Origin of the sequence: Flaviflagellibacter deserti (assembly GCF_042652085.1) — a bacterium.
Taxonomy (GTDB): Bacteria; Pseudomonadota; Alphaproteobacteria; order Rhizobiales; family Methylopilaceae; genus Flaviflagellibacter; species Flaviflagellibacter deserti.
In genome coordinates this window covers 1-18,576 of the sequence record NZ_JBHSJF010000004.1, presented here as the reverse complement: position 1 = coordinate 18,576, position 18,576 = coordinate 1, and the positions used below count along the sequence as shown (strand labels likewise).

13 protein-coding genes, 1 tRNA gene and 1 pseudogene are annotated in these 18,576 nt (G+C 66.2%); 12 read left to right on the top strand and 3 right to left on the bottom strand.

Annotated features, from left to right (window positions below; genetic code table 11):
• Positions 1 to 3: 3 nt before the first annotated feature.
• Positions 4 to 135, bottom strand: a complete 132-nt coding sequence (locus tag ACFPFW_RS03935) for a hypothetical protein (protein WP_379769514.1) — start codon at positions 133 to 135, stop codon at positions 4 to 6.
• 619 nt (positions 136 to 754) lie between these two features.
• Positions 755 to 2,137 (bottom strand): aminotransferase-like domain-containing protein, encoded by a 1,383-nt coding sequence (locus tag ACFPFW_RS03930; protein ID WP_114957217.1) that lies wholly within the window; start codon positions 2,135 to 2,137, stop codon positions 755 to 757.
• Positions 2,138 to 2,367: 230 nt separating this feature from the next.
• Here ACFPFW_RS03930 and ACFPFW_RS03925 point away from each other — a divergent pair, with 230 nt between their 5' ends.
• From ACFPFW_RS03925 to ACFPFW_RS03890, 8 genes are read left to right on the top strand one after another with little or no spacing between them, the layout of a single operon-like run.
• A complete protein-coding gene (locus ACFPFW_RS03925) occupies positions 2,368 to 2,850 on the top strand; it encodes an MSMEG_0572/Sll0783 family nitrogen starvation response protein (protein WP_114957218.1) in 483 nt (160 codons plus the stop codon).
• Positions 2,851 to 2,872: 22 nt separating this feature from the next.
• Positions 2,873 to 3,916, top strand: coding sequence for a Nit6803 family nitrilase (locus tag ACFPFW_RS03920; RefSeq protein WP_114957219.1), 1,044 nt, complete (start codon positions 2,873 to 2,875; stop codon positions 3,914 to 3,916).
• A complete protein-coding gene (locus ACFPFW_RS03915) occupies positions 3,837 to 4,961 on the top strand; it encodes an MSMEG_0568 family radical SAM protein (RefSeq protein ID WP_114957220.1) in 1,125 nt (374 codons plus the stop codon). Before ACFPFW_RS03920 ends, ACFPFW_RS03915 begins: the two co-directional genes overlap by 80 nt.
• Positions 4,958 to 5,500 carry an MSMEG_0567/Sll0786 family nitrogen starvation N-acetyltransferase gene (locus tag ACFPFW_RS03910; protein ID WP_379769509.1) on the top strand — a complete coding sequence of 181 codons (543 nt, stop codon included), beginning with the start codon at positions 4,958 to 4,960 and terminating at the stop codon, positions 5,498 to 5,500. Before ACFPFW_RS03915 ends, ACFPFW_RS03910 begins: the two co-directional genes overlap by 4 nt.
• Before the next feature lie 2 nt (positions 5,501 to 5,502).
• The gene (locus tag ACFPFW_RS03905; protein ID WP_114957221.1) at positions 5,503 to 6,477 is read left to right on the top strand and encodes a sll0787 family AIR synthase-like protein; all 975 of its coding nucleotides are present in this window, start codon (positions 5,503 to 5,505) and stop codon (positions 6,475 to 6,477) included.
• Positions 6,474 to 7,631 (top strand): MSMEG_0565 family glycosyltransferase, encoded by a 1,158-nt coding sequence (locus ACFPFW_RS03900; RefSeq protein ID WP_114957222.1) that lies wholly within the window; start codon positions 6,474 to 6,476, stop codon positions 7,629 to 7,631. Before ACFPFW_RS03905 ends, ACFPFW_RS03900 begins: the two co-directional genes overlap by 4 nt.
• Positions 7,624 to 7,911 carry an MSMEG_0570 family nitrogen starvation response protein gene (locus ACFPFW_RS03895; protein ID WP_114957223.1) on the top strand — a complete coding sequence of 96 codons (288 nt, stop codon included), beginning with the start codon at positions 7,624 to 7,626 and terminating at the stop codon, positions 7,909 to 7,911. Before ACFPFW_RS03900 ends, ACFPFW_RS03895 begins: the two co-directional genes overlap by 8 nt.
• 10 nt (positions 7,912 to 7,921) lie before the next feature.
• Positions 7,922 to 9,238, top strand: a complete 1,317-nt coding sequence (locus ACFPFW_RS03890) for an MSMEG_0569 family flavin-dependent oxidoreductase (RefSeq protein WP_114957224.1) — start codon at positions 7,922 to 7,924, stop codon at positions 9,236 to 9,238.
• A 92-nt stretch (positions 9,239 to 9,330) separates the two neighbouring features.
• On the opposite strand, the gene ACFPFW_RS03885 is transcribed toward ACFPFW_RS03890, so the two are convergent.
• Positions 9,331 to 9,407: transfer RNA gene (locus ACFPFW_RS03885), tRNA-Pro, on the bottom strand.
• Between the two features lie 201 nt (positions 9,408 to 9,608).
• Here ACFPFW_RS03885 and ACFPFW_RS03880 point away from each other — a divergent pair.
• The 4 genes and pseudogenes from ACFPFW_RS03880 to ACFPFW_RS03865 form a co-directional block, all read left to right on the top strand.
• Positions 9,609 to 14,792, top strand: a complete 5,184-nt coding sequence (locus ACFPFW_RS03880; protein WP_114957225.1) for an alpha-2-macroglobulin family protein — start codon at positions 9,609 to 9,611, stop codon at positions 14,790 to 14,792.
• A gap of 95 nt (positions 14,793 to 14,887) precedes the next feature.
• On the top strand, positions 14,888 to 16,918 hold the full coding sequence (gene pbpC, locus ACFPFW_RS03875) for a penicillin-binding protein 1C (RefSeq protein ID WP_114957226.1): 2,031 nt from the start codon (positions 14,888 to 14,890) through the stop codon (positions 16,916 to 16,918).
• Between the two features lie 174 nt (positions 16,919 to 17,092).
• On the top strand, positions 17,093 to 18,100 hold the full coding sequence (locus ACFPFW_RS03870) for an NAD(P)H-quinone oxidoreductase (RefSeq protein ID WP_114957227.1): 1,008 nt from the start codon (positions 17,093 to 17,095) through the stop codon (positions 18,098 to 18,100).
• Between the two features lie 299 nt (positions 18,101 to 18,399).
• Positions 18,400 to 18,576 (top strand): annotated as a pseudogene (locus ACFPFW_RS03865) (tripartite tricarboxylate transporter substrate binding protein); the annotation flags it as partial.

Below are 18,576 nucleotides of genomic sequence, written 5' to 3'. Positions count from 1 at the left end.
GCGTTACGGGACGATCGTGACCGAGGCTTCGGTCACAGGGGCGGATTTGGCCGCGCGGGCGGGGGCAGAGCCCCCGGTCACATAGAAGTTCAACGCGATCGCCAGCGTCGACAGAACGATTATTCTCATCAGCATCGTCGTTCCTCCGTTGCCGTGTTTGGTAAGTGCTGGCCGCTAGATAGGGTCGTTACCGATAATTGTAATGGTCGCTATAGAATTTTCGCGAACGACACCCGGGCATTGGTCGCGGCCGGACGGTTTCAGGTTCAGCGATGGGAAGATTGGGCGGACGGCGGCCCTGAGGAATTCGTTGTGACCCCGCCACTGCGTAGCCCGGGCCAGCCGTCCGTAACCAAGATTGAACACTGAGTCGGCGGCGGGGGCGAGGCCAAAGTGTGATCGCATCTGCCCGAATTCTCATCGTTTGGATGAACGCGGAATATCCGGGGCCGACAGCAGCCCCGGGAAGGGCCTTTCATACGGCGGCGAGGGCGACGGCCATTGCCGCGCACAGGCTTCCGAGAACAGTCGCGACGTAAGCATACTGGATACTGGACATGACCCACTCCTGACTCATGGGGGGTAAGCAGGGCTCCCGTGTCGCGACGGTGCCCGGCAGGAGTGGCGATACACCTCAATCGTTGCTCGTCTATTTCTTCATTTTTGTCGTCCACGAAACACGGTTTCCTGAGCGGCTTCCCGAGAGGAGCCGAGCATTCCGCCGAGGTTCGGCCAGTCGATCAAAGTGCCGTGATCAAAGTGCCGTGAGCGCCATCGCCGGCGAGGTCGAGAGCGCGTGCGCCATGAATTCCAGCGCGCCGCGCACCGCTTCCCGCTTGGCCGGACCTCCGAGGCAGACCCGCACCGCTTCCGGCGGCGTGCCGTCGACGGCGAAGACGTCGCTCGCGACGATGCCGATGCCCATGCCGCGCATATGGCCGACGAAGGCCGAGCGGGTCCACGGCTCCGGCAGCGGGACCCAGAGATTGAAGCTCATCGGATCAGCCCAATAGGAATTCGCAGGCAGGATCTCGCGCGCCATGGCCTGTCTTGCGGCCGTCTCGGTGCGGATGAAGCGCAGGATCATGTCGGCGGTGCCGTCCTCGATCCAGCGGGTGACCAGTGCGACCGTCAGCGGCGACGCCATCACATTCGCCGCCCGCAGCGCAGCAGAGAACGGCCAGCTCGATTTGACGTCGGGCGCGACGACATAGGCAGCGCGCAGCCCCGCGCCGACGCATTTGGCGAGGCCGGCTACATGCCAGGTCAGGTCCGGAGCGATGGCGGCGAACGGATGCGGCCCATGCGCGGGGATGAAACCATAGGCGTCGTCCTCGACGATCTGCACGCCGAGGCGGCGCGCGACGGAAGCGATCGCCGCTCGACGCTCCTCCGGCACGGTGATCGTGGTCGGGTTCTGCAAAGTCGGGTTCAGGTAGAGCGCCTTCGGCCGATGCTTTGCCACGGCGTCGGCGAAGGCGTCCGGGTCGATGCCCTTCTCGTCCATCGGCAGGCCGACGAGCCTGATCCCGAGCTGCGCCGCGATTGCGCGTGCGCCGGGATAGGTGATCGCCTCGCAGAGGATGACGTCGCCCGGTCTGGCGAGGATGGTGAAGATCGCGAGCAAGGCCGGATGCGCGCCGGGGGTGATGAAGATGCGCTCCTGCGCCGGCACCAGCGCGCGGCGGCCGAGCCAGTTCGAGGCCGCGTCCTTGTCTGCCGGCGCGCCGCCGAAACCTTGATAACGGAGCAGTGAGACGAGGTCCGGCTTCATATCGTCGAGGCCGGCCCGCATGCGGGCGAGAAGACCCGGATCGGTCGGCTCGGGCGGCAGGTTCATCGACAGGTCGACACGTTCGGGCCGGGCCGGGCGGTTCGACGCGACGTTCCGCTCGACGACGAAAGTGCCCTGGCCGACGCGGGATTCGACCAGTCCGCGCTTCTGCGCCTCGACATAGCCGCGCGCGACGGTGGTGAAATCGATGCTCAGCCGGTCGGCCAGTTTGCGCTGCGGCGGCAAACGGTCCGCTGTTTGCAACCTGCCATGAGCGATGTCGCTTTCAATGGCGTCGGCGATGGCGATGTAGCGGGGGCGGTCGCTTCCGGCGATGTCGGGAAGCCAGTCGGTGAGCGTCATATGTGTGCAATCAATCCAGTCAGTAATTGACTGTATATTTGTTGCACGCCGCTTCGCCAGAGCGCGCGTGAGTGAATTTTCAGCAGCCAGATGCCCGCTTCATGAGCGCTGATCTCGATAATTGATAGGATATTTGACTGCATATAGAAGCAGTCGATGTTGGCACATTGATTGCACCTCTCTTTCGCGTGTTCCGAGCGTCGGCTCGGATGAAGCGAGGGAGAGTTTCGATGCCTGCCGTTACCGTGCCAGCCCGCCAGAAAGGCGATTTTCTCGTCGACTACGAAGAAAAGGTCTTTGAAGACGTAAAGGCAAAACCGGGCGAAAAAGCGCTCGTCACGTTCCATACCGTCGCCTTCGAGGGCTCGATCGGCTTCGTGAACCTGCTGCAGGCCACCCGCCTGCTCCGCAAGGGTTTCGAGACCTCGGTCCTGCTCTACGGCCCGGGCGTCACGCTCGGCGTGCAGCGCGGTTTCCCGAAGCTCGGCGACGAGGCCTTCCCCGGCCACCAGAACATGAACAACACCCTGACCAAGTTCATGGAGGAGGGCGGCAAGGTCTATGCATGTCGCTTTGCGCTGCAGGCGCTGTACGGCCACGGCGAGGGCTCGCTGATCCCCGGCATCGTGCCAATCAGCCCGCTCGACGTGCTCGATCTCATCCTGCTCCACCGCAAGGACGATGCCTTCATGATGCACACCTGGACGGTGTGATCGGACGGCACGGAGGGACGACATGAGCGACAAGCGCATGGTCCGGGTCGCCGCGGTTCAGATCGCGCCCGACCTCGAAACGCCGACGGGGACGCTCGACCGCGTCCTCGCGGCGATGGCGGATGCCGCCGGCAAGGGGGCGCAGCTTGCCGTGTTCCCCGAGACCTTCGTGCCCTGGTATCCCTATTTCTCGTTCGTGCACCCGCCGGTCCTGACCGGCGGGGAGCACATCCGCCTCTACGAGAACGCCGTCACGGTGCCGGGTCCGGTGACCGAGGCGGTGGCCGCCGCCGCGAGGCGGCACGGGATGGTCGTCGTCCTCGGCGTCAACGAGCGCGACCACGGCTCGCTCTACAACGCCCAGATCGTCTTCGACGCCGACGGCTCGATCCTGCTGAAGCGCCGCAAGCTCACCCCGACGTTCCACGAGCGGATGATCTGGGGGCAGGGCGACGGCGCCGGGCTGAAAGTGGTCGACACTGCCGTCGGCCGCGTCGGCGCGCTCGCCTGCTGGGAGCATTACAATCCGCTCGCCCGCTACGCCCTGATGGCGCAGCACGAGGAAATCCACATCGCCCAATTCCCCGGCTCGCTGGTCGGGCCGATCTTCGCCGATCAGATCGAGGTGACGATCCGCCACCACGCGCTGGAATCCGGCTGCTTCGTCGTCAACTCGACCGGCTGGCTGACAGAGGAGCAGATCGCGAAGATCTCGCCCGACGAGAAGCTGCGGAAGGGCCTGCGCGGCGGCTGCATGACGGCGATCATTTCGCCCGAGGGTTCGCATATCGTGCCGCCGCTCACCGAGGGTGAGGGCATCCTCATCGCCGACCTGGATATGAGCCTCATCGTCAAGCGCAAGCGGATGATGGATTCGGTCGGCCATTACGCCCGGCCCGAACTGCTCAGCTTGAATCTCGACAACCGCGCCACCGCCCCGATGCAGGCCGGCGCTTTCCCTGATCCCGCCTTTGGGAGCGTGCCCGATGAAACAGACAATGCCGACGGCGATGCCGACCGAGCAGCTGATCAACGAATTGCAGTCCTACGGAGCACGGCTCGCTGACACCGGTATCGGTGTCCAGAGCCGTCGCGGCGGGGCCGGTCCGTCCGACCACAAGGCGATGACGCTCGACGGCATGACGGTGATGGTGCCGGTGCACACCGCGCCGGCCTTCGAGAGCCCATACGTCATCGAGAGGCCGGACGCCGAAGGGCGCAGCCGCATCACCCGCGAGGGGCTCAATCTCGGCGAGGTCTCGTTCCCGCTCCGGCCGCGCTTCTACGAGCGCAGCACGGCGGACGGCATTCCCTATTCGAAGATCGCCGTCCTGCACGGCCGCGACGTGCTGGCGACGACCGTGCTGCAGACCTGCATCCGCTATCAGAGCCGCACCAAGACCTGCCAGTTCTGCTCGATCGGCCAGTCGCTCGCGGCCGGCCGCACCATCGAGAGGAAGACGCCGGCCCAGCTCGCCGAGGTCGCCAGGGCGGCCGTCGAGCTCGATGGCGTCAAGCATATGGTGATGACGACCGGCACCCCGCCCGGCAAGGATCGCGGCGCGGCGATCCTCTGCGAGAGCGCCGCCGCGGTGAAGGCGGCGGTCGACCTGCCGATCCAGGCGCAGTGCGAGCCGCCGGACGATGATATCTGGTTCCAGCGGATGAAGGATGCGGGCGTCGATGCGCTCGGCATGCATCTCGAGGCGGTGACGCCGGAGGTCCGGCACAGGATCATGCCCGGCAAGGCGAGCGTTCCGCTGGAGCGCTACTTCTCCGCATTCGAAGCGGCCGTCCCGGTGTTCGGCAAGGGTCAGGTCTCGACCTACATCCTCGCCGGTCTCGGCGACACCAAGGAGGCCGTGCTCGACATGGCCGAGCGCCTCGTTGCCATCGGCGTCTATCCCTTCGTCGTCCCGTTCGTGCCGATCTCCGGTACGCCGCTCGAAAGTCATCCGACGCCGAGCCCGGCCTTCATGGACGAGATCCTGAAGCCACTGTCGATGATGGTCATGCGTGGCGGATTGCGCGCCACCGACATCAAGGCCGGCTGCGGCAAATGCGGTGCCTGCTCGGCGCTCTCGACCTACGAACGGAGGCTCGCCTCGTGATCTTCGAGCCGTTCAAGCCGTTCGTCGCCTCGGGCTTCCAGGTCAAATACGCGACCGAAGACTGGGAGCGCCGTGGCGCCGCGCGCCTTCGCCGCGAAGTGTTCTGCGAGGAGCAGGGCGTGTTCGCGGACGATGACCGGGACGAGATCGATGAGATCGCGATCCCGATCGTCGCCGTGTCGCTCTGGGGCGTCGTCGCCGACGACGTCGTCGGCACCGTGCGCATTCACGAGGCGGAGCCTGGCCTGTGGTGGGGCTCGCGGCTGGCGGTCGCGCCGGATTACCGCCGGATCGGCGCGCTCGGTGCATCTCTGATCAAGCTCGCGGTGTCGTCCGCCCATGCGCGCGGCTGCACCAAATTCCTCGCCAATGTGCAGAGCCAGAACGCGCTACTGTTCCGCCGGATGCACTGGAAGACGCTGCACGAATTCGACCTGCACGGTCGCGCCCATCATCACATGGAAGCGGACCTCGCCTGGTATCCCCCGATCATGGACGCCGAAACGGGCTTCCACGCCGTTTCACGAAAGGCAGCCTGACGATGAGCGCCGGTCTCGCCCAGCTCGCCGATGTGCTTCGCGCCGATCGCGGTATGCATGCGAAGGCGGACATTGCGGCGGTCGCCGACCGGCTTGGCCTGTCCGGTTCCTCGGTCATCGCGGTGGGCGATGATTGCGCGGCGATCCCGGACCATGACGGCTTCCTGCTGCTCGCCATCGAAGGCTTCATGAACGAGTTCGTGAAGGGCGATCCGTGGTTCGCCGGCTGGTGCGGGGTGATGGTCAATCTCTCCGACGTGGCGGCGATGGGCGGACGGCCGATCGCGGTCGTCAACGCGATCTGGGCCGACGGCGCGGATGCGGCCGACCCGGTGCTGCGAGGCCTGCGCGGGGCGAGCGAGGCCTATGGCATTCCGATCGTCGGTGGGCACAGCAATCTGAAGACCGATCGCGGCCAGCTTTCCGTCGCGGTTCTCGGCCGGGCGCGGAGGTTGCTGACGAGCTTCGACGCCTCGCCGGACGATCGGCTGATCGCCGCCGTCGACCTGCGCGGCCGCTATCGCGAGCCGTTCCTCAACTGGGAAGCCGCGACCCGCGCCGCGCCCGAACGGCTGCAGGGCGATCTCTGCATCCTGCCCGAGATCGCGGAGGCTGGACTGTCGGTCGCGGCGAAGGATATCAGCCAGGGCGGCGTGGTCGGCACCGCCGCGATGCTCGCCGAATGCTCCAAGGTCGGCGTCCGGATCGACGTCAATGCGGTGCCGAAGCCGGAGGGCGTGTCGCTCGACCGCTGGCTGCGCTCGTTCCCGAGCTTCGGCTATCTGCTGTCGGTCTCGCCGCCCAATGTCGGCAAGGTGCTCGACCGCTTCCGCAAGCGCGGCATCGCCGCCGCCGATATCGGCGCCTTCCGTCCCGGCACCAGGGTCGACGTCACCGACGGCGCCGACACCGAGACGATCTGGGACTTCTCGACCTCGCCCTTGATCGGCTGCGCCTCGACCGGGGCGCTGACATGAGCGGTCTCCGCATTGCGCTTCTCGCGCATTCCACCAATCCGCGCGGCGGTGTGGTGCATACGCTCGGCCTGGCCGACGCGCTGGTCCGGCTGGGCAATCACGTGACGGTCCATGCACCCGATCAGGCGGGCAGGGGGTTCTTCCGCCCGACTCTCGCGGAGACGGTCAGCGTCCCGGCCTCGGCCGTCGACGCCCACGACACGGCGTCCATGGTCGAGACCCGTGTCGCCGACTATCTCCGCTATTTCGAGCATGCCGATAACCGTCGCTTCGACATCTTTCATGCGCAGGACGGTATTTCGGGCAATGCTCTCGCCTCGCTGAAGGCGCGCGGGCTGATCCCGAACTTCGTTCGCACCGTCCACCACATCGATACCTTCGCCGACCCGCGCGTTACCGTCCTTCAGGCACGGGCGATCCGGGAGGCCGACCGGCATGTCGTGGTCAGCGAATTCTGGCGTGAGACATTGGCCTTCGACTGGGGCCTCGACTCGACCGTGGTCGGCAACGGCGTCGATACGCTCCGCTACGTTCCGGATTACGACGGCCGCGAAGACGCGCTCAGGGCGAAGCTCGGCCTTCGCGGCGGGCCGGTGTTCCTGTCGATCGGCGGGGTCGAGGAGCGCAAGAATGCGCTCGGAATTCTGGAAGCATTCCGGCAAGTGCACAGCCTCTATCCGGGCGCGCAGCTCGTCATTGCCGGCGGTGTCTCGCTGCTCGACCACGAGGCCTACAGGAAGGCCTTCGACACCGCGCTATCGGCATCCGGCCTGCCGCGGGATGCCGTGATCCTCGCCGGCAGGATCGCCGACGAGGACATGCCGGCGCTTTATCGCATTGCGACGACTCTTCTGTTCCCATCGCTCAAGGAAGGCTTCGGCCTCTGCGTGCTCGAGGCGATGGCCAGCGGCGTTCCGGTCGTCACGTCGAGCATCGCGCCCTTCACCGAATACCTCGGCCCGGACGACGTCGCCTGGTGCGATCCGGCCAGCCCTTCCTCGATCGCCGATGCCACCGCGCTCACGCTTTCCGTGCCGATGCGCGGGCGGCTGATCGCGAAGGGCCACGAGGTTGCCGCGCGGCACGACTGGAGCCGCACCGCTGAGAAGCATCTGGCCGTCTATGCCGGCCTTCTGGAGTTCGCCAATGCCTGAAATGCGCTTTCGCGTCCGCTGGCCGGACGCCAGCGAGGAGCTCTGCTATTCGCCCTCGCTCGTTATCAAGGACTATTTCGCCGAGGGGCAGACCGTGCCGCTCGGCGACTTCCTCGCCAAGTCGCGCGAGGCGCTGGAGATCGCGAGCGAGCGCGTCCGGGCGAAATACGGCTTCGCCTGCTCGGCGGCGATGGACCAACTTGCCCGCATCGAGACGACCGGCAAGGCCTTCGCGAACCAGCCGGACGCCCGGGTCACCATCTGCAATTTCGAAGAATGAGGAGGACGCTATGAGAGCGACCGAACATTGGCCCGTCGTCGTGATCGGCGGCGGTCAGGCCGGGCTTGCGATGAGCCACGAACTGAAGGAGCGCGCCGTCAGTCATGTGATCTTCGAGAAGAACCGCATCGCCCATTCATGGCGCACCCAGCGCTGGGACGCGTTCTGCCTCGTCACGCCGAACTGGCAATGCCGGCTGCCCGGCCACCATTATCCCGGCAAGGAGCCGCACGGCTTCATGCCGAAGGACGAGATCGTCTCCTACATCGAGGACTATGCGAAAAAGATCGATGCGCCGGTCCGCGAGGGCGTCGCCGTCAAAAAGCTATCGAGGAACGGTTCCGGCTACCGCGTCGAGACGCAGGAGGGCACCGTCACCGCAGATCAGGTTGTGCTCGCCGTCAGCGCCTATCACAAGCCGAAGATTCCAGCGCTCGCTAACGATCTGTCTGCCTCGATCAAACAGATCCATTCATCCGAATACCGCAATCCCGGCCAGTTGCCTGAGGGCGCGGTCATGGTCGTCGGGTCCGGCCAGTCGGGCTGCCAGATCGCCGAGGACCTGCATCTCGCCGGCCGCAAGGTTCATCTCGTCGTCGGCAGCGCACCTCGCTGCCCCCGCGTCTATCGCGGCCGCGATGCGGTCGACTGGCTCGACGATCTCGGCCAATACGATCTGCCGGTCGACAAGCACCCGCTGAAGGATGGCGTGCGAGGCAAGGCCAATCATTATCTCACCGGCCGCGACGGCGGGCGCGACATCGATCTGCGCAGGTTCGCGCTGGAGGGCATGATTCTGCACGGCCGACTGCTGGGTCTGGAAGACGGCCGCCTAGTTTTCGGCGACGACCTCACGAAGAATCTCGACGCCGCCGACGCCGTCTACAACGGCATCTGCACGATGATCGACAAGCACATCGAAAGTCAGGGCATCGAGGCGCCCGGGCAGGCGCACTACAGGCCGGTCTGGCAGCCGGAGATCGGAGCCGAGAGCTTCGATTCGGTTCAGGCCGGCATCACCTCGATCGTCTGGGCGACCGGCTTCACCTCCGATTGGTCGTGGGTCGATCTGCCGGTGTTCGAGAACAATTACCCGAAGCACGAGCGCGGCATCACGCCGGAGCCGGGCCTGTACGTCGTGGGCCTGCCGTGGCTCTACACATGGGGTTCTGGCCGCTTCGTCGGCGTCGGGCGCGATGCAGCCTATATCGCCGATCATGTCGCGGACGTGAGCCGCGAGAAGACGGCGGTTCCGGTTGCGAGCCGCAAGGAAACTCGCCCATGGCACGGCCTCGACGGCTACAATCTCGCCTCCGCCGTCGCCTAGCGCTGCGTATCGCCGAGGCCACGACGGCGGCTATCGTTGCTGATTCTGGAGAGAGGTAGGTGGGGGACTCGGGCATCCCCCTCTAGACCAGCTGGTCGGAGTGGCAGGATTTGAACCTGCGACCCCCACGTCCCGAACGTGGTGCGCTACCAGGCTGCGCTACACTCCGTCGCCAGTGGATGGCTCATATAGAGGGGTGCGCGGACAGCCGCAACCGAAACCTTTCGCCATTCTCGCGACATGATCGCCGCACGCAATGTTGGCGAAACACGGGTGAAATCAAGCTCGTCTAAGGCTCCCGCCCAACAAGGCGACCCCTGCCGAAAGAGCGGGCGGCGCCGGACCGAGCAACACCCCCTAGGGAGCAGTCATGACGTTTCTGCGCCGCATCCTCTTCGCCGCCTCCGCACTCGCCCTTATCGGCTTGGCCTCGGTCGCGAATGCCAAACCCTTCGAGTTCCTGAGCATGTCGCAGGAGGCGGCCAGGCTGGAGCGACAGATCACCGGCAACGTCTCGACCGCCAACCGGCCTGCCGCCGACTGGATCAAGGACGGCATCGCCGCAGTGAAGAAGGAAGACTGGCGTGCCGCGGCCGCCGCTTTCGGCGCCGCCATCGCCGCCGATCCGTCGAGCGAGCAGGCCTGGCGCAACTATGCGGTCTCGCTGCTCAAGATCGATCCGCGCGACGACGAGAAATACGAGTTCCCGCGCCGCGCCAAGTCGGCCGCCTATCAGGCATACATGCTGTCGAAGGACGCGAAGTCTGAGGCCCGAGCGCTCGCCGTCCTCGCCGACGCCTATGGCCGCCGCTCCGAATGGCGTCCGGGCCTCAACGCCTATGCCGAGAGCTTGCGTCTCGATGACCGCCAGGACGTGCGCGACGCCTATACCGAGATGCGCCGCGAGCACGGCTTCCGCGTCACCGACTACAACGTCGAATCGGACGCGACCTCGCCGCGCGCCTGCATCGAATTCTCCGAATATCTGCCGCGCGGCCGCATCGACTACGCGCCCTTCGTCTCCGTCTCGGGCATCGAGAAGCCGGCCGTCACGGGGTCCGGCGACCAGATCTGCATCGACGGCCTGAAGCACGGCGAGACCTATAACGTCACCGTGCGCGCCGGCGTGCCGTCCTCTGTCGGCGAGGACACGATGGAGCCCCACGAGATCTCGGTCTATGTCCGCGACCGCGACCCGATGGTCCGCTTCACCGGCCGCAATTACGTTCTGCCGCGCACCGGCCAGCAGGGCATCCCGTTCGTCTCGGTCAATCTCGATCGCGTCGGTGTCGAGATCTATCGCGTCGGCGATCGCGGCCTTGGCCCGCAGATCACCGACGGCGATTTCCAGCAGCAGCTCGATGGCGATCAGATCGCCAAGCTCAAGCAGGATGCCGGCGCTGAGATATTCGCCGGTCAGATCGACGTCTCGCGCAAGCTCAACGAGGAAGTTACGACCGCTTTCCCGATCGACGAGACCGTCAAGACGCTTGAACCGGGCGTCTACGTTATGGTCGCCAGGAACCCGGACAAGCCGGACGAGGATTACGAGAACCGGGCGACGCAATGGTTCGTCGTTTCCGATATCGGGCTTTCGGAACTGTCGGCCGGCGACGGCATCCACGCCTTCGTCCGTTCGCTCGCCTCGGCCGATCCGATCGCCGATGCGGAGGTTAAGCTCGTCGCCCGCAACAATGAGGTGCTGGCCACCGCGAAGTCCGACAGAGCGGGCTATGTCCGCTTCGATGCAGGTCTAGCGAAGGGCGAGGGCGGTCTCGCACCTGCCTTCATCACTGCCTCGTCCAAGGGCGATTACGGCTTCCTGCTGGTCAACCAGCCCGGCTATGACCTGTCGGATCGCGGCGTCGACGGCCGCCAGCCTCCGGGCCCGCTCGATGCGCTGGTCTATACCGAGCGCGGCGTCTACCGCCCCGGCGAAACCGTCCATTTGACCACTTTGCTGCGCGACCAGGACGGAATGGGCATCGCGTCCATGCCGCTGACCTTCATCCTCAAGCGCCCCGACGGCGCCGAGGACCGCCGTATCGTTGTCGCCGATCAGGGCGCGGGCGGCCGCACGCTCGACCTGCCGATCCTCGACACCGCGACCACCGGCACCTGGCGCGTCGAAGCCTATGCAGACCCGAAGGGCTCGCCTGTCGGTGAGGCGGTCTTCCTCGTCGAAGACTACATGCCGCAGAAGCTCGAAATGACGGTCGCGACCGAAGCCAAGACCTTCACCGAAGCTGGCCTTCCGCTCGCCGTCGACGGACGCTGGCTCTATGGCGCTCCGGCGGCCGATCTCGCGCTCGAAGGCGAAGTCACGATCCAGACCACGAGCTCCGATCTGCCCGGCTTCCCCGGCTACAAGTTCGGCCTCGCCGACGAGGAAATCTCGCCGGTCCGCGTTCCGGTCGATGGCCTGACCCGCACCGACGAACAGGGTAAGGCGACGGTCGACATTCCGCGCCCGACGCTTCCCGACACCGAGCGGCCGCTCCAGGCCCGCATCTCGGTCAGCCTGCGCGAGCCCGGCGGCCGCACGCTTGAGCGTAGCCTCAAGCTCCCGGTCGACTCCGCGCGTCCGCGCATCGGCGTGAAGCCGCTGTTCGACACGCTCGGCGAAGGCGAGACCGCGAATTTCGAGGTCATCCTTCTCGGAGCAGACGGCAAGCCGGTCGACGGCAAGGGCCTGAAATGGGAGCTGTCGCGCTTGCGTACCGACTATCAATGGTATTCGGAAGGTTCGGGCTGGCAGCACGAGGCGGTCACCACCGCGAGCCGGATCGGCGACGGCACGATCGACGTTGCCGCCGCCCAGCCGGCGAAGATCGCCCACAAGCTGGATTACGGCCGCTATCGCCTCGACGTGACGAGCGCTGATGCCACCGGCCCAGCCACCAGCGTCGTCTTCGATTCAGGCTGGTATTCGGATGAGGACGCCGATACCCCGGACACGCTCGACATCGCGCTCGACAAGCCGATGTATCAGCCCGGCGAGAAGGCCAAGCTCCGCATCGACGCACGCTTTGCCGGCAAGGCAACCGTCGCGGTCGTCGCCAACAATGTGCTGCAGACCCGCGCGCTGGACGTTGTCCAGGGCGAGAACAATGTCGAGCTCGACATCACCGAGGACTGGCGTCCGGGTGCCTATGTGCTCGGCTTCGTCTACCGTCCGCTCGACGCCCAGGCGAGCCGCATGCCCGGCCGCGCCATCGGCGTCGCGCATGCAACCATCGACCCGGCGCCGCACGTCCTGCCGGTCGCTCTCCAGACTCCCGCGAAGGCCGCGCCGCGCGGCACGCTCCGCGTCCCGGTGAAGGTCGCCAATATCGCGGCTGGCGAAGAGGCCAACCTCATCGTCGCGGCGGTCGATGTCGGCATCCTCAACCTGACCAATTTCAAGACTCCGGCCCCGGATGAGGATGCCTTCGCCCAGCGCAAGCTGAGCGCGGAGGTCCGCGATCTCTATAGCCAGCTCATCGACGGCATGCGCGCGACGCGCGGCAAGATTCGCACCGGCGGCGACGGTTCGGGCCTCGGCATGGGTGAACCGCCGACCCAGCCTCCGCTCGCTCTGTTCTCAGGCATCGTGAAGGTCGGCGCCGACGGCAATGCCGAGATTCCGCTCGATCTCCCTGCCTTCAACGGCAAGATCCGCGTGATGGCGATGGCCTGGTCGAAGGGCAAGCTCGGCCATGCCGAGAAGGACGTCATCGTCGCCGATCCGGTGGTGGTGATGGGCTCGCTGCCGCGCTTCCTGTCATTCGGCGACGCCTCGCGCCTGCGCCTCGACGTCAACAATGTCGAGGGTGTCGCCGGCGATTACGAACTGACGGTCGCGACCTCCGACAGGGCAGTGAAGCTCGGAACCGCTGGCCAGAAGCTAGCACTGACCAAGGGACAACGCTTGGCGGTCGACGTTCCGCTGACGGCATCGGCCGTCGGCCATTCCTCGATCGACGTCTCGCTGAAGACGCCGGACGGGCAGACGCTCAGTCAGAGCTTCGACATCAATGTCAGCCCGGCGTATCCGGAGGTGGCGAGCCGCACGGTGGTGAAGCTCGCGCCGAAGAGCGGCAGCGTGACAGTCTCGGCCGACATGCTGAAGAACTTCGTTCCCGGCACCGGCTCGATCTCGCTGGCCGTCGGTCCGAACGCGACCTTCGATCCGGCCTCCATCATCGGCGCGCTCGAAACCTATCCCTACGGGTGCTCCGAGCAGCTTTCGAGCCGCCTCGTCGCGATCCTCCTCGCCGATGATTTTGGTGTGAAGCTCGCCGACGACGCTCGTGGCCGTGCCCAGCAGATGATCGCGCGCATCCTGTCGCGCCAGACTTCGGCCGGCGGCTTCGGCCTCTGGTCGCCGTCCGACGACGACCTATGGCTCGACGCCTACGTCTCCGACGTCCTGACCCGCGCCCGCGAGAAGGGTTATCAGGTGCCGGAGCTTGCCGTGTCGCAGGCGCTGACCCGCATCCGCAACACTCTGGCGATCCGGGGCGAACCGGACGACGATCAGGAAATGAACGAGGCGGCCTACGCCCATTACGTTCTGGCCCGCAACGGCCGTCCGATGATCGGCGACCTGCGCTATCTCGGCGAATCCAAGATCCAGGAGATCAATTCGCCGCTTGCCCGCGCCCAGATCGCGGCGGCGCTCGCCTTCGCCGGCGACCAGGCCCGCGCGACCAAGGTCTTCGCCGCCGCCGACGAGGCGCTGAAGGAGCCGCAGATCGACGAACTGACCCGCGTCGACTACGGCACCCGTCTCCGTGACTCCGCCGGCGTGCTCGCGCTCGCCGCCGAGAGCTCCGTCGCGTCGGTCATCCCGGCGGTGGCGCGAAAGGTCGAGACCGCGCGCGGCGACAAGAGCCATCTGTCGACGCAGGAGAATGCCTGGCTGCTCCGTGCCAGCCAGGCGCTGAAGGTCGAGGCCTCCAAGCTCTCGCTCGTCGTCAACGGCCAGCCGAACAAGGGCGCCTATAACCGGACGCTCCGCGCCGACGAACTGAAGCAGCCGGTCACCGTCTCGAACGGTTCCGACGGCCAGATCTCGGCATCGATCACCGTCCGCGGCTCGCCGGTCGAGGCTCCCGCCGAGGAAGCTCACGGCCTGACCATCGAGCGCCACTACTTCAAGCTCGACGGCACCGAGGTCGATCCCGCCCAGATCGCCCAGAACACCCGTCTGGTCGTCACCCTCAAAGTCACCGAGAAGGAAGCCCAGTCGGGCCGCATCCTGATCGTCGACCACCTGCCGGCCGGCTTCGAGATCGACAATCCGCGTCTCGTCTCCTCCGCGGAACTCACGACCTTCTCCTGGCTGAACCAGGAAGAGGTGCCGACCCACACTGAGTTCCGCGACGACAAGTTCGTGGCCTCGTTCGAGCGCGGCGAGCAGGCCGACGACCCGATGGTCACCGCCTATATGGTCCGCGCCGTCTCGCCCGGGCATTATGTCCAAGGTCCGGCGACCGCCGAGGACATGTACCGTCCGGATCGTTATGGCCGGACGGCCAGCGGCAAGATCGAGGTGGGTGCGCCGAAGTGAGCGACCAAAACCGCGAACCCGAAGAAAAAACCGTCGCGGCCGAACCGCCGCGACGGCGCCTTGGGCACAAAGTGCGCCGAAGTGCACTTGCGTTCATGTCGCTGTTCACATTGGCGTTCGCATCAGGAACGGTCTGGCTGGCCTCCTTCGACCCGCCGTCGCTCGCCCGTGCCGAAAGCCATTCGACCCTCGTCGTCGACCGCAACGGCAAGCTGCTCCGCCCCTTCACAACCCCGGACGGCCTATGGCGGCTGCCGGTGAAAGCGACCGAAGTCGATCCGAAATATCTCGAATTCCTAAGAGCTTACGAGGATCGCCGGTTCGGCGGCCATCGGGGCGTCGATCCCATGGCCCTCGTCCGCGCCGCCTGGCAGGCGCTGGAGAGCGGCCGCATCGTCTCCGGCGGCTCGACGCTGACGATGCAGACCGCGCGCCTGCTGGAACCCGACCGCTCGCGAACCCTGACCAGAAAGATCAAGGAGATAGGCTCCGCCGTCGCGCTGGAACGCGCGGTCGGCAAGGACCGCGTCCTCGACCTCTACCTCACCCTTGCGCCCTATGGCGGCAATCTCGAAGGGGTGAGGGCGGCCTCGCTCGCCTATTTCGGCAAGGAGCCGCAGCGCCTCTCGAACGGCGAGGCGGCGCTCCTCGTCGCGCTGCCGCAATCCCCGGAAGCCCGCCGCCCGGACCGCGATCCGAAATCCGCCCGCGCCGCGCGTGATCGCGTCCTAGACAGGCTCGGGTCGCAGGGCGTGCTGACTGGCGAGGAGATCGCGCACGCAAAGGACGAGGACGTTCCGCAAGGCCGCATCGCCTTCCCGGCTTTTGCCGCCCACGCCTCCGAGGACGCCGCCAAGGCCGCTACGCCTCAGAACAACGTCGTCGGCCTGACCATCGACCGGGACGCCCAGGCGGCGCTTGAGCTTCTCGCCAAGGAACGCTCGCGCAATCTCGGCCCCGCCCATTCGATGGCGATCCTCGTCGTCGAGCACGCTACCGGCGCCGTCCGCGCCCATGTCGGCTCGGCCGATTATTTCGACGGCACCCGCGCCGGCCATGTCGATCAGGCCCGCGCCGTCCGCTCGCCCGGATCGACCTTGAAGCCCTTCATCTACGGCATGGCGTTCGAAGACGGCATCGCCCATCCGAAGACGGTCATCGAGGACCGTCCGACCCGCTTCGGCCGCTATGCGCCGAAGAATTTCGGCGAGGATTACAAGGGCACGGTCAATGTCGAGCAGGCGCTGCAGATGTCGCTCAATGTGCCCGCCGTCGCGGTGCTGGAAGCGGTCGGCCCGGCCCGTCTTGCCGCTCGGATCCATGCCGTCGGGGCCAATCTCAAACTTCCCCTGAACGAAGCTCCCGGTCTCGCGATCGGCCTCGGCGGCGTCGGCACGACCCTGTTCGATCTCGCGACGCTCTATACCGGTCTGGCGCGTGGCGGCGAGGTCGTCCCGCTTTACGAACGCGAGCCTCAAGCCGGGGAGGGACATCGCCTCCTCGATCCCGTCGCGGCCTGGCAGATCGCACAGATCCTGCTTGGAACGCCGGCTCCGGTCGGCGCCGAACCCGGCCGCATCGCCTACAAGACCGGCACCTCCTACGGCTTCCGCGATGCCTGGGCCGTCGGCTTCGACGGCCGCTATGTCGTCGCGGTCTGGACCGGCCGTCCCGACGGAACGCCGAGCCCCGGCCTTGTTGGTCGGAATTCCGCCGCGCCGATCCTGTTCGATGCCTTCGGCCGGATCGAGCAGCGCCCGCAGCCGCTTCCGCCCGCGCCCTATGAGGCGACCCTCATTCCGAAAGAGCTTCCGCCCGCGCTTGCCCGTTTCCAGCCGCACGGCGAGATCCTGCCCCAACTCGTGGCGGGAGATATCCCGCTCTCGATCGCCTATCCGGCGGACGGTGTGAAGGTCGATCTCGGCGGCGGCTCCGGCATCTCTCCGCTTGCACTGAAGGCCGCCGGAGGCACGCCGCCTTTCACCTGGATGGTGGACGGTCGCCCGATCGTACAGGGCCAGCGCCGCCGCGAGTCGTCGTGGATGCCGCCCGGCCGTGGCTTCACCCGGCTGACGGTGCTCGACGGGCAGGGGCGCAGCGCAACGGCGATGGTCAGGATCGATTGAATTCTCCTGCTACCAACCTGTCCTTCTCTCAGGCCCGGGCTTGACCCGGGCATCCAGAAGCCGATTCAGCGCGCTGCCGCTGGATTGCCGGGTGAAGCCCAGACATGAGGGAGCGGAAGCGGGTTCCCATCCGCGCCAAATCCCTGTAGCGGACACTCCGACATCACATCGGAGATGATTATGGCGCTGCCCACCACCATGACCGCGATCGAGATTTCGGCTCCCGGCGGTCCGGAAGCCCTGAAGCCCGCCGAGCGGCCGGTGCCGGCTCCGGCCAAGGGCGAACTCCTGATCGAGGTCCATGCGGCCGGCGTGAACCGTCCCGATGTCCTGCAGCGCATGGGTAAGTACGATCCGCCGCCCGGCGCATCCGACATCCCCGGCCTCGAAGTCGCGGGTGTGGTTGCGGCGCTCGGCGAGGGCGTCTCCGACTGGAAGGTCGGCGACGAGGTCTGTGCCCTGCTGGCCGGCGGCGGCTATGCCCAGTACGCCACGGTCCCGGCGGAGCAGTGCCTGCCGATCCCGGAAGGCCTGTCCATGGTCGAGGCCGCGGTGCTTCCGGAGACCTTCTTCACCGTCTGGAGCAATGTCTTCGATCGCGGCCGCCTGAAGGCCGGCGAGACCTTCCTCGTCCACGGCGGCTCGTCGGGTATCGGCACGACGGCGATCCCGCTCGCCAAGGCGTTCGGCGCGAAGGTGTTCACGACGGCCGGCAGCGCCGACAAATGCGCCGCCTGCGTCGAGCTCGGCGCCGACCGCGCGATCAACTACAAGGACGAGGATTTCGTCGAGGTCATCAAGGCCGAGACGAACGGACGTGGCGTCGACGTCGTCCTCGACATGGTCGGCGGCGATTACATTCCGCGGACCGTTTCGATCATGGCGACCGAGGGCCGGCACGTGTCCATCGCCTTCCTGCAGAGCCCGAAGGTGACGCTGAACTTCTTCCCGGTGATGTTGAAGCGGCTGACATTGACGGCGTCGACGCTGCGGTCACGTCCGGTCGCCGACAAGAAGGCGATCGCCGATCAGCTCCGTGAAAAGGTCTGGCCGCTGCTGTCGAGCCGGAAGATCGAACCTCGCATCTACGAGGTGTTTCCGTTCGAGGATGCGGCAGGCGCCCATGCGCTGATGGAGTCGAGCCAGCACATCGGCAAGATCGCGCTCAAGGTCCGGGATTGAGGGTTCGAATCCGGCCGACGATCAAAAATGGGAAATTGCTCCATTTTCACCGCTTGGGCGGCGGATCACCGCACCCAAGCGGGCTGAAACCAAGGCCAGCCTCTTCCGTTAAGCTTCTGAATCCATGAGGTTCTTGGCTTTCTGGGACGCTCATAATTTGGGCGCTCTAGATGTTGCCTTCTTTGCCGCTGCCAATATACTGAGTGCCAGCTGCCGGTTTCATCGGCCGCGAAATTGGACAATCCGCTCCGCGTTAAAACGCGAAACAATAATGCGGAGTTCAGGTGGGAGAGACGCTTATGAATAGCACCAAGGGGCGTATTGCGGGCCGTTTTCTGGTAGCGGCGGCCGCGGCTGGTTTGGCCTATGGGCCTGTGGCCGCATTGGCCTGGGAGCCGACGAAGACGGTTGAGTTTATAGTACCGGCTGGGACGGGCGGCGGCGCGGACCAGATGGCGCGGATGCTTCAGGGCGTG

What these genes read in the sequence shown, in the direction of transcription:
- ACFPFW_RS03900 (WP_114957222.1), top strand. Translation starts at nt 6,474, where the DNA reads ATGAGCGGTCTCCGCATTGCGCTTCTCGCGCATTCCACCAATCCGCGC.
- ACFPFW_RS03880 (WP_114957225.1), top strand. Translation starts at nt 9,609, where the DNA reads ATGACGTTTCTGCGCCGCATCCTCTTCGCCGCCTCCGCACTCGCCCTT.
- ACFPFW_RS03935 (WP_379769514.1), bottom strand. Translation starts at nt 135, where the DNA reads ATGCTGATGAGAATAATCGTTCTGTCGACGCTGGCGATCGCGTTGAAC.
- pbpC (WP_114957226.1), top strand. Translation starts at nt 14,888, where the DNA reads ATGTCGCTGTTCACATTGGCGTTCGCATCAGGAACGGTCTGGCTGGCC.
- ACFPFW_RS03895 (WP_114957223.1), top strand. Translation starts at nt 7,624, where the DNA reads ATGCCTGAAATGCGCTTTCGCGTCCGCTGGCCGGACGCCAGCGAGGAG.
- ACFPFW_RS03930 (WP_114957217.1), bottom strand. Translation starts at nt 2,137, where the DNA reads ATGACGCTCACCGACTGGCTTCCCGACATCGCCGGAAGCGACCGCCCC.
- ACFPFW_RS03920 (WP_114957219.1), top strand. Translation starts at nt 2,873, where the DNA reads ATGAGCGACAAGCGCATGGTCCGGGTCGCCGCGGTTCAGATCGCGCCC.
- ACFPFW_RS03905 (WP_114957221.1), top strand. Translation starts at nt 5,503, where the DNA reads ATGAGCGCCGGTCTCGCCCAGCTCGCCGATGTGCTTCGCGCCGATCGC.
- ACFPFW_RS03915 (WP_114957220.1), top strand. Translation starts at nt 3,837, where the DNA reads ATGAAACAGACAATGCCGACGGCGATGCCGACCGAGCAGCTGATCAAC.
- ACFPFW_RS03870 (WP_114957227.1), top strand. Translation starts at nt 17,093, where the DNA reads ATGATTATGGCGCTGCCCACCACCATGACCGCGATCGAGATTTCGGCT.
- ACFPFW_RS03890 (WP_114957224.1), top strand. Translation starts at nt 7,922, where the DNA reads ATGAGAGCGACCGAACATTGGCCCGTCGTCGTGATCGGCGGCGGTCAG.
- ACFPFW_RS03925 (WP_114957218.1), top strand. Translation starts at nt 2,368, where the DNA reads ATGCCTGCCGTTACCGTGCCAGCCCGCCAGAAAGGCGATTTTCTCGTC.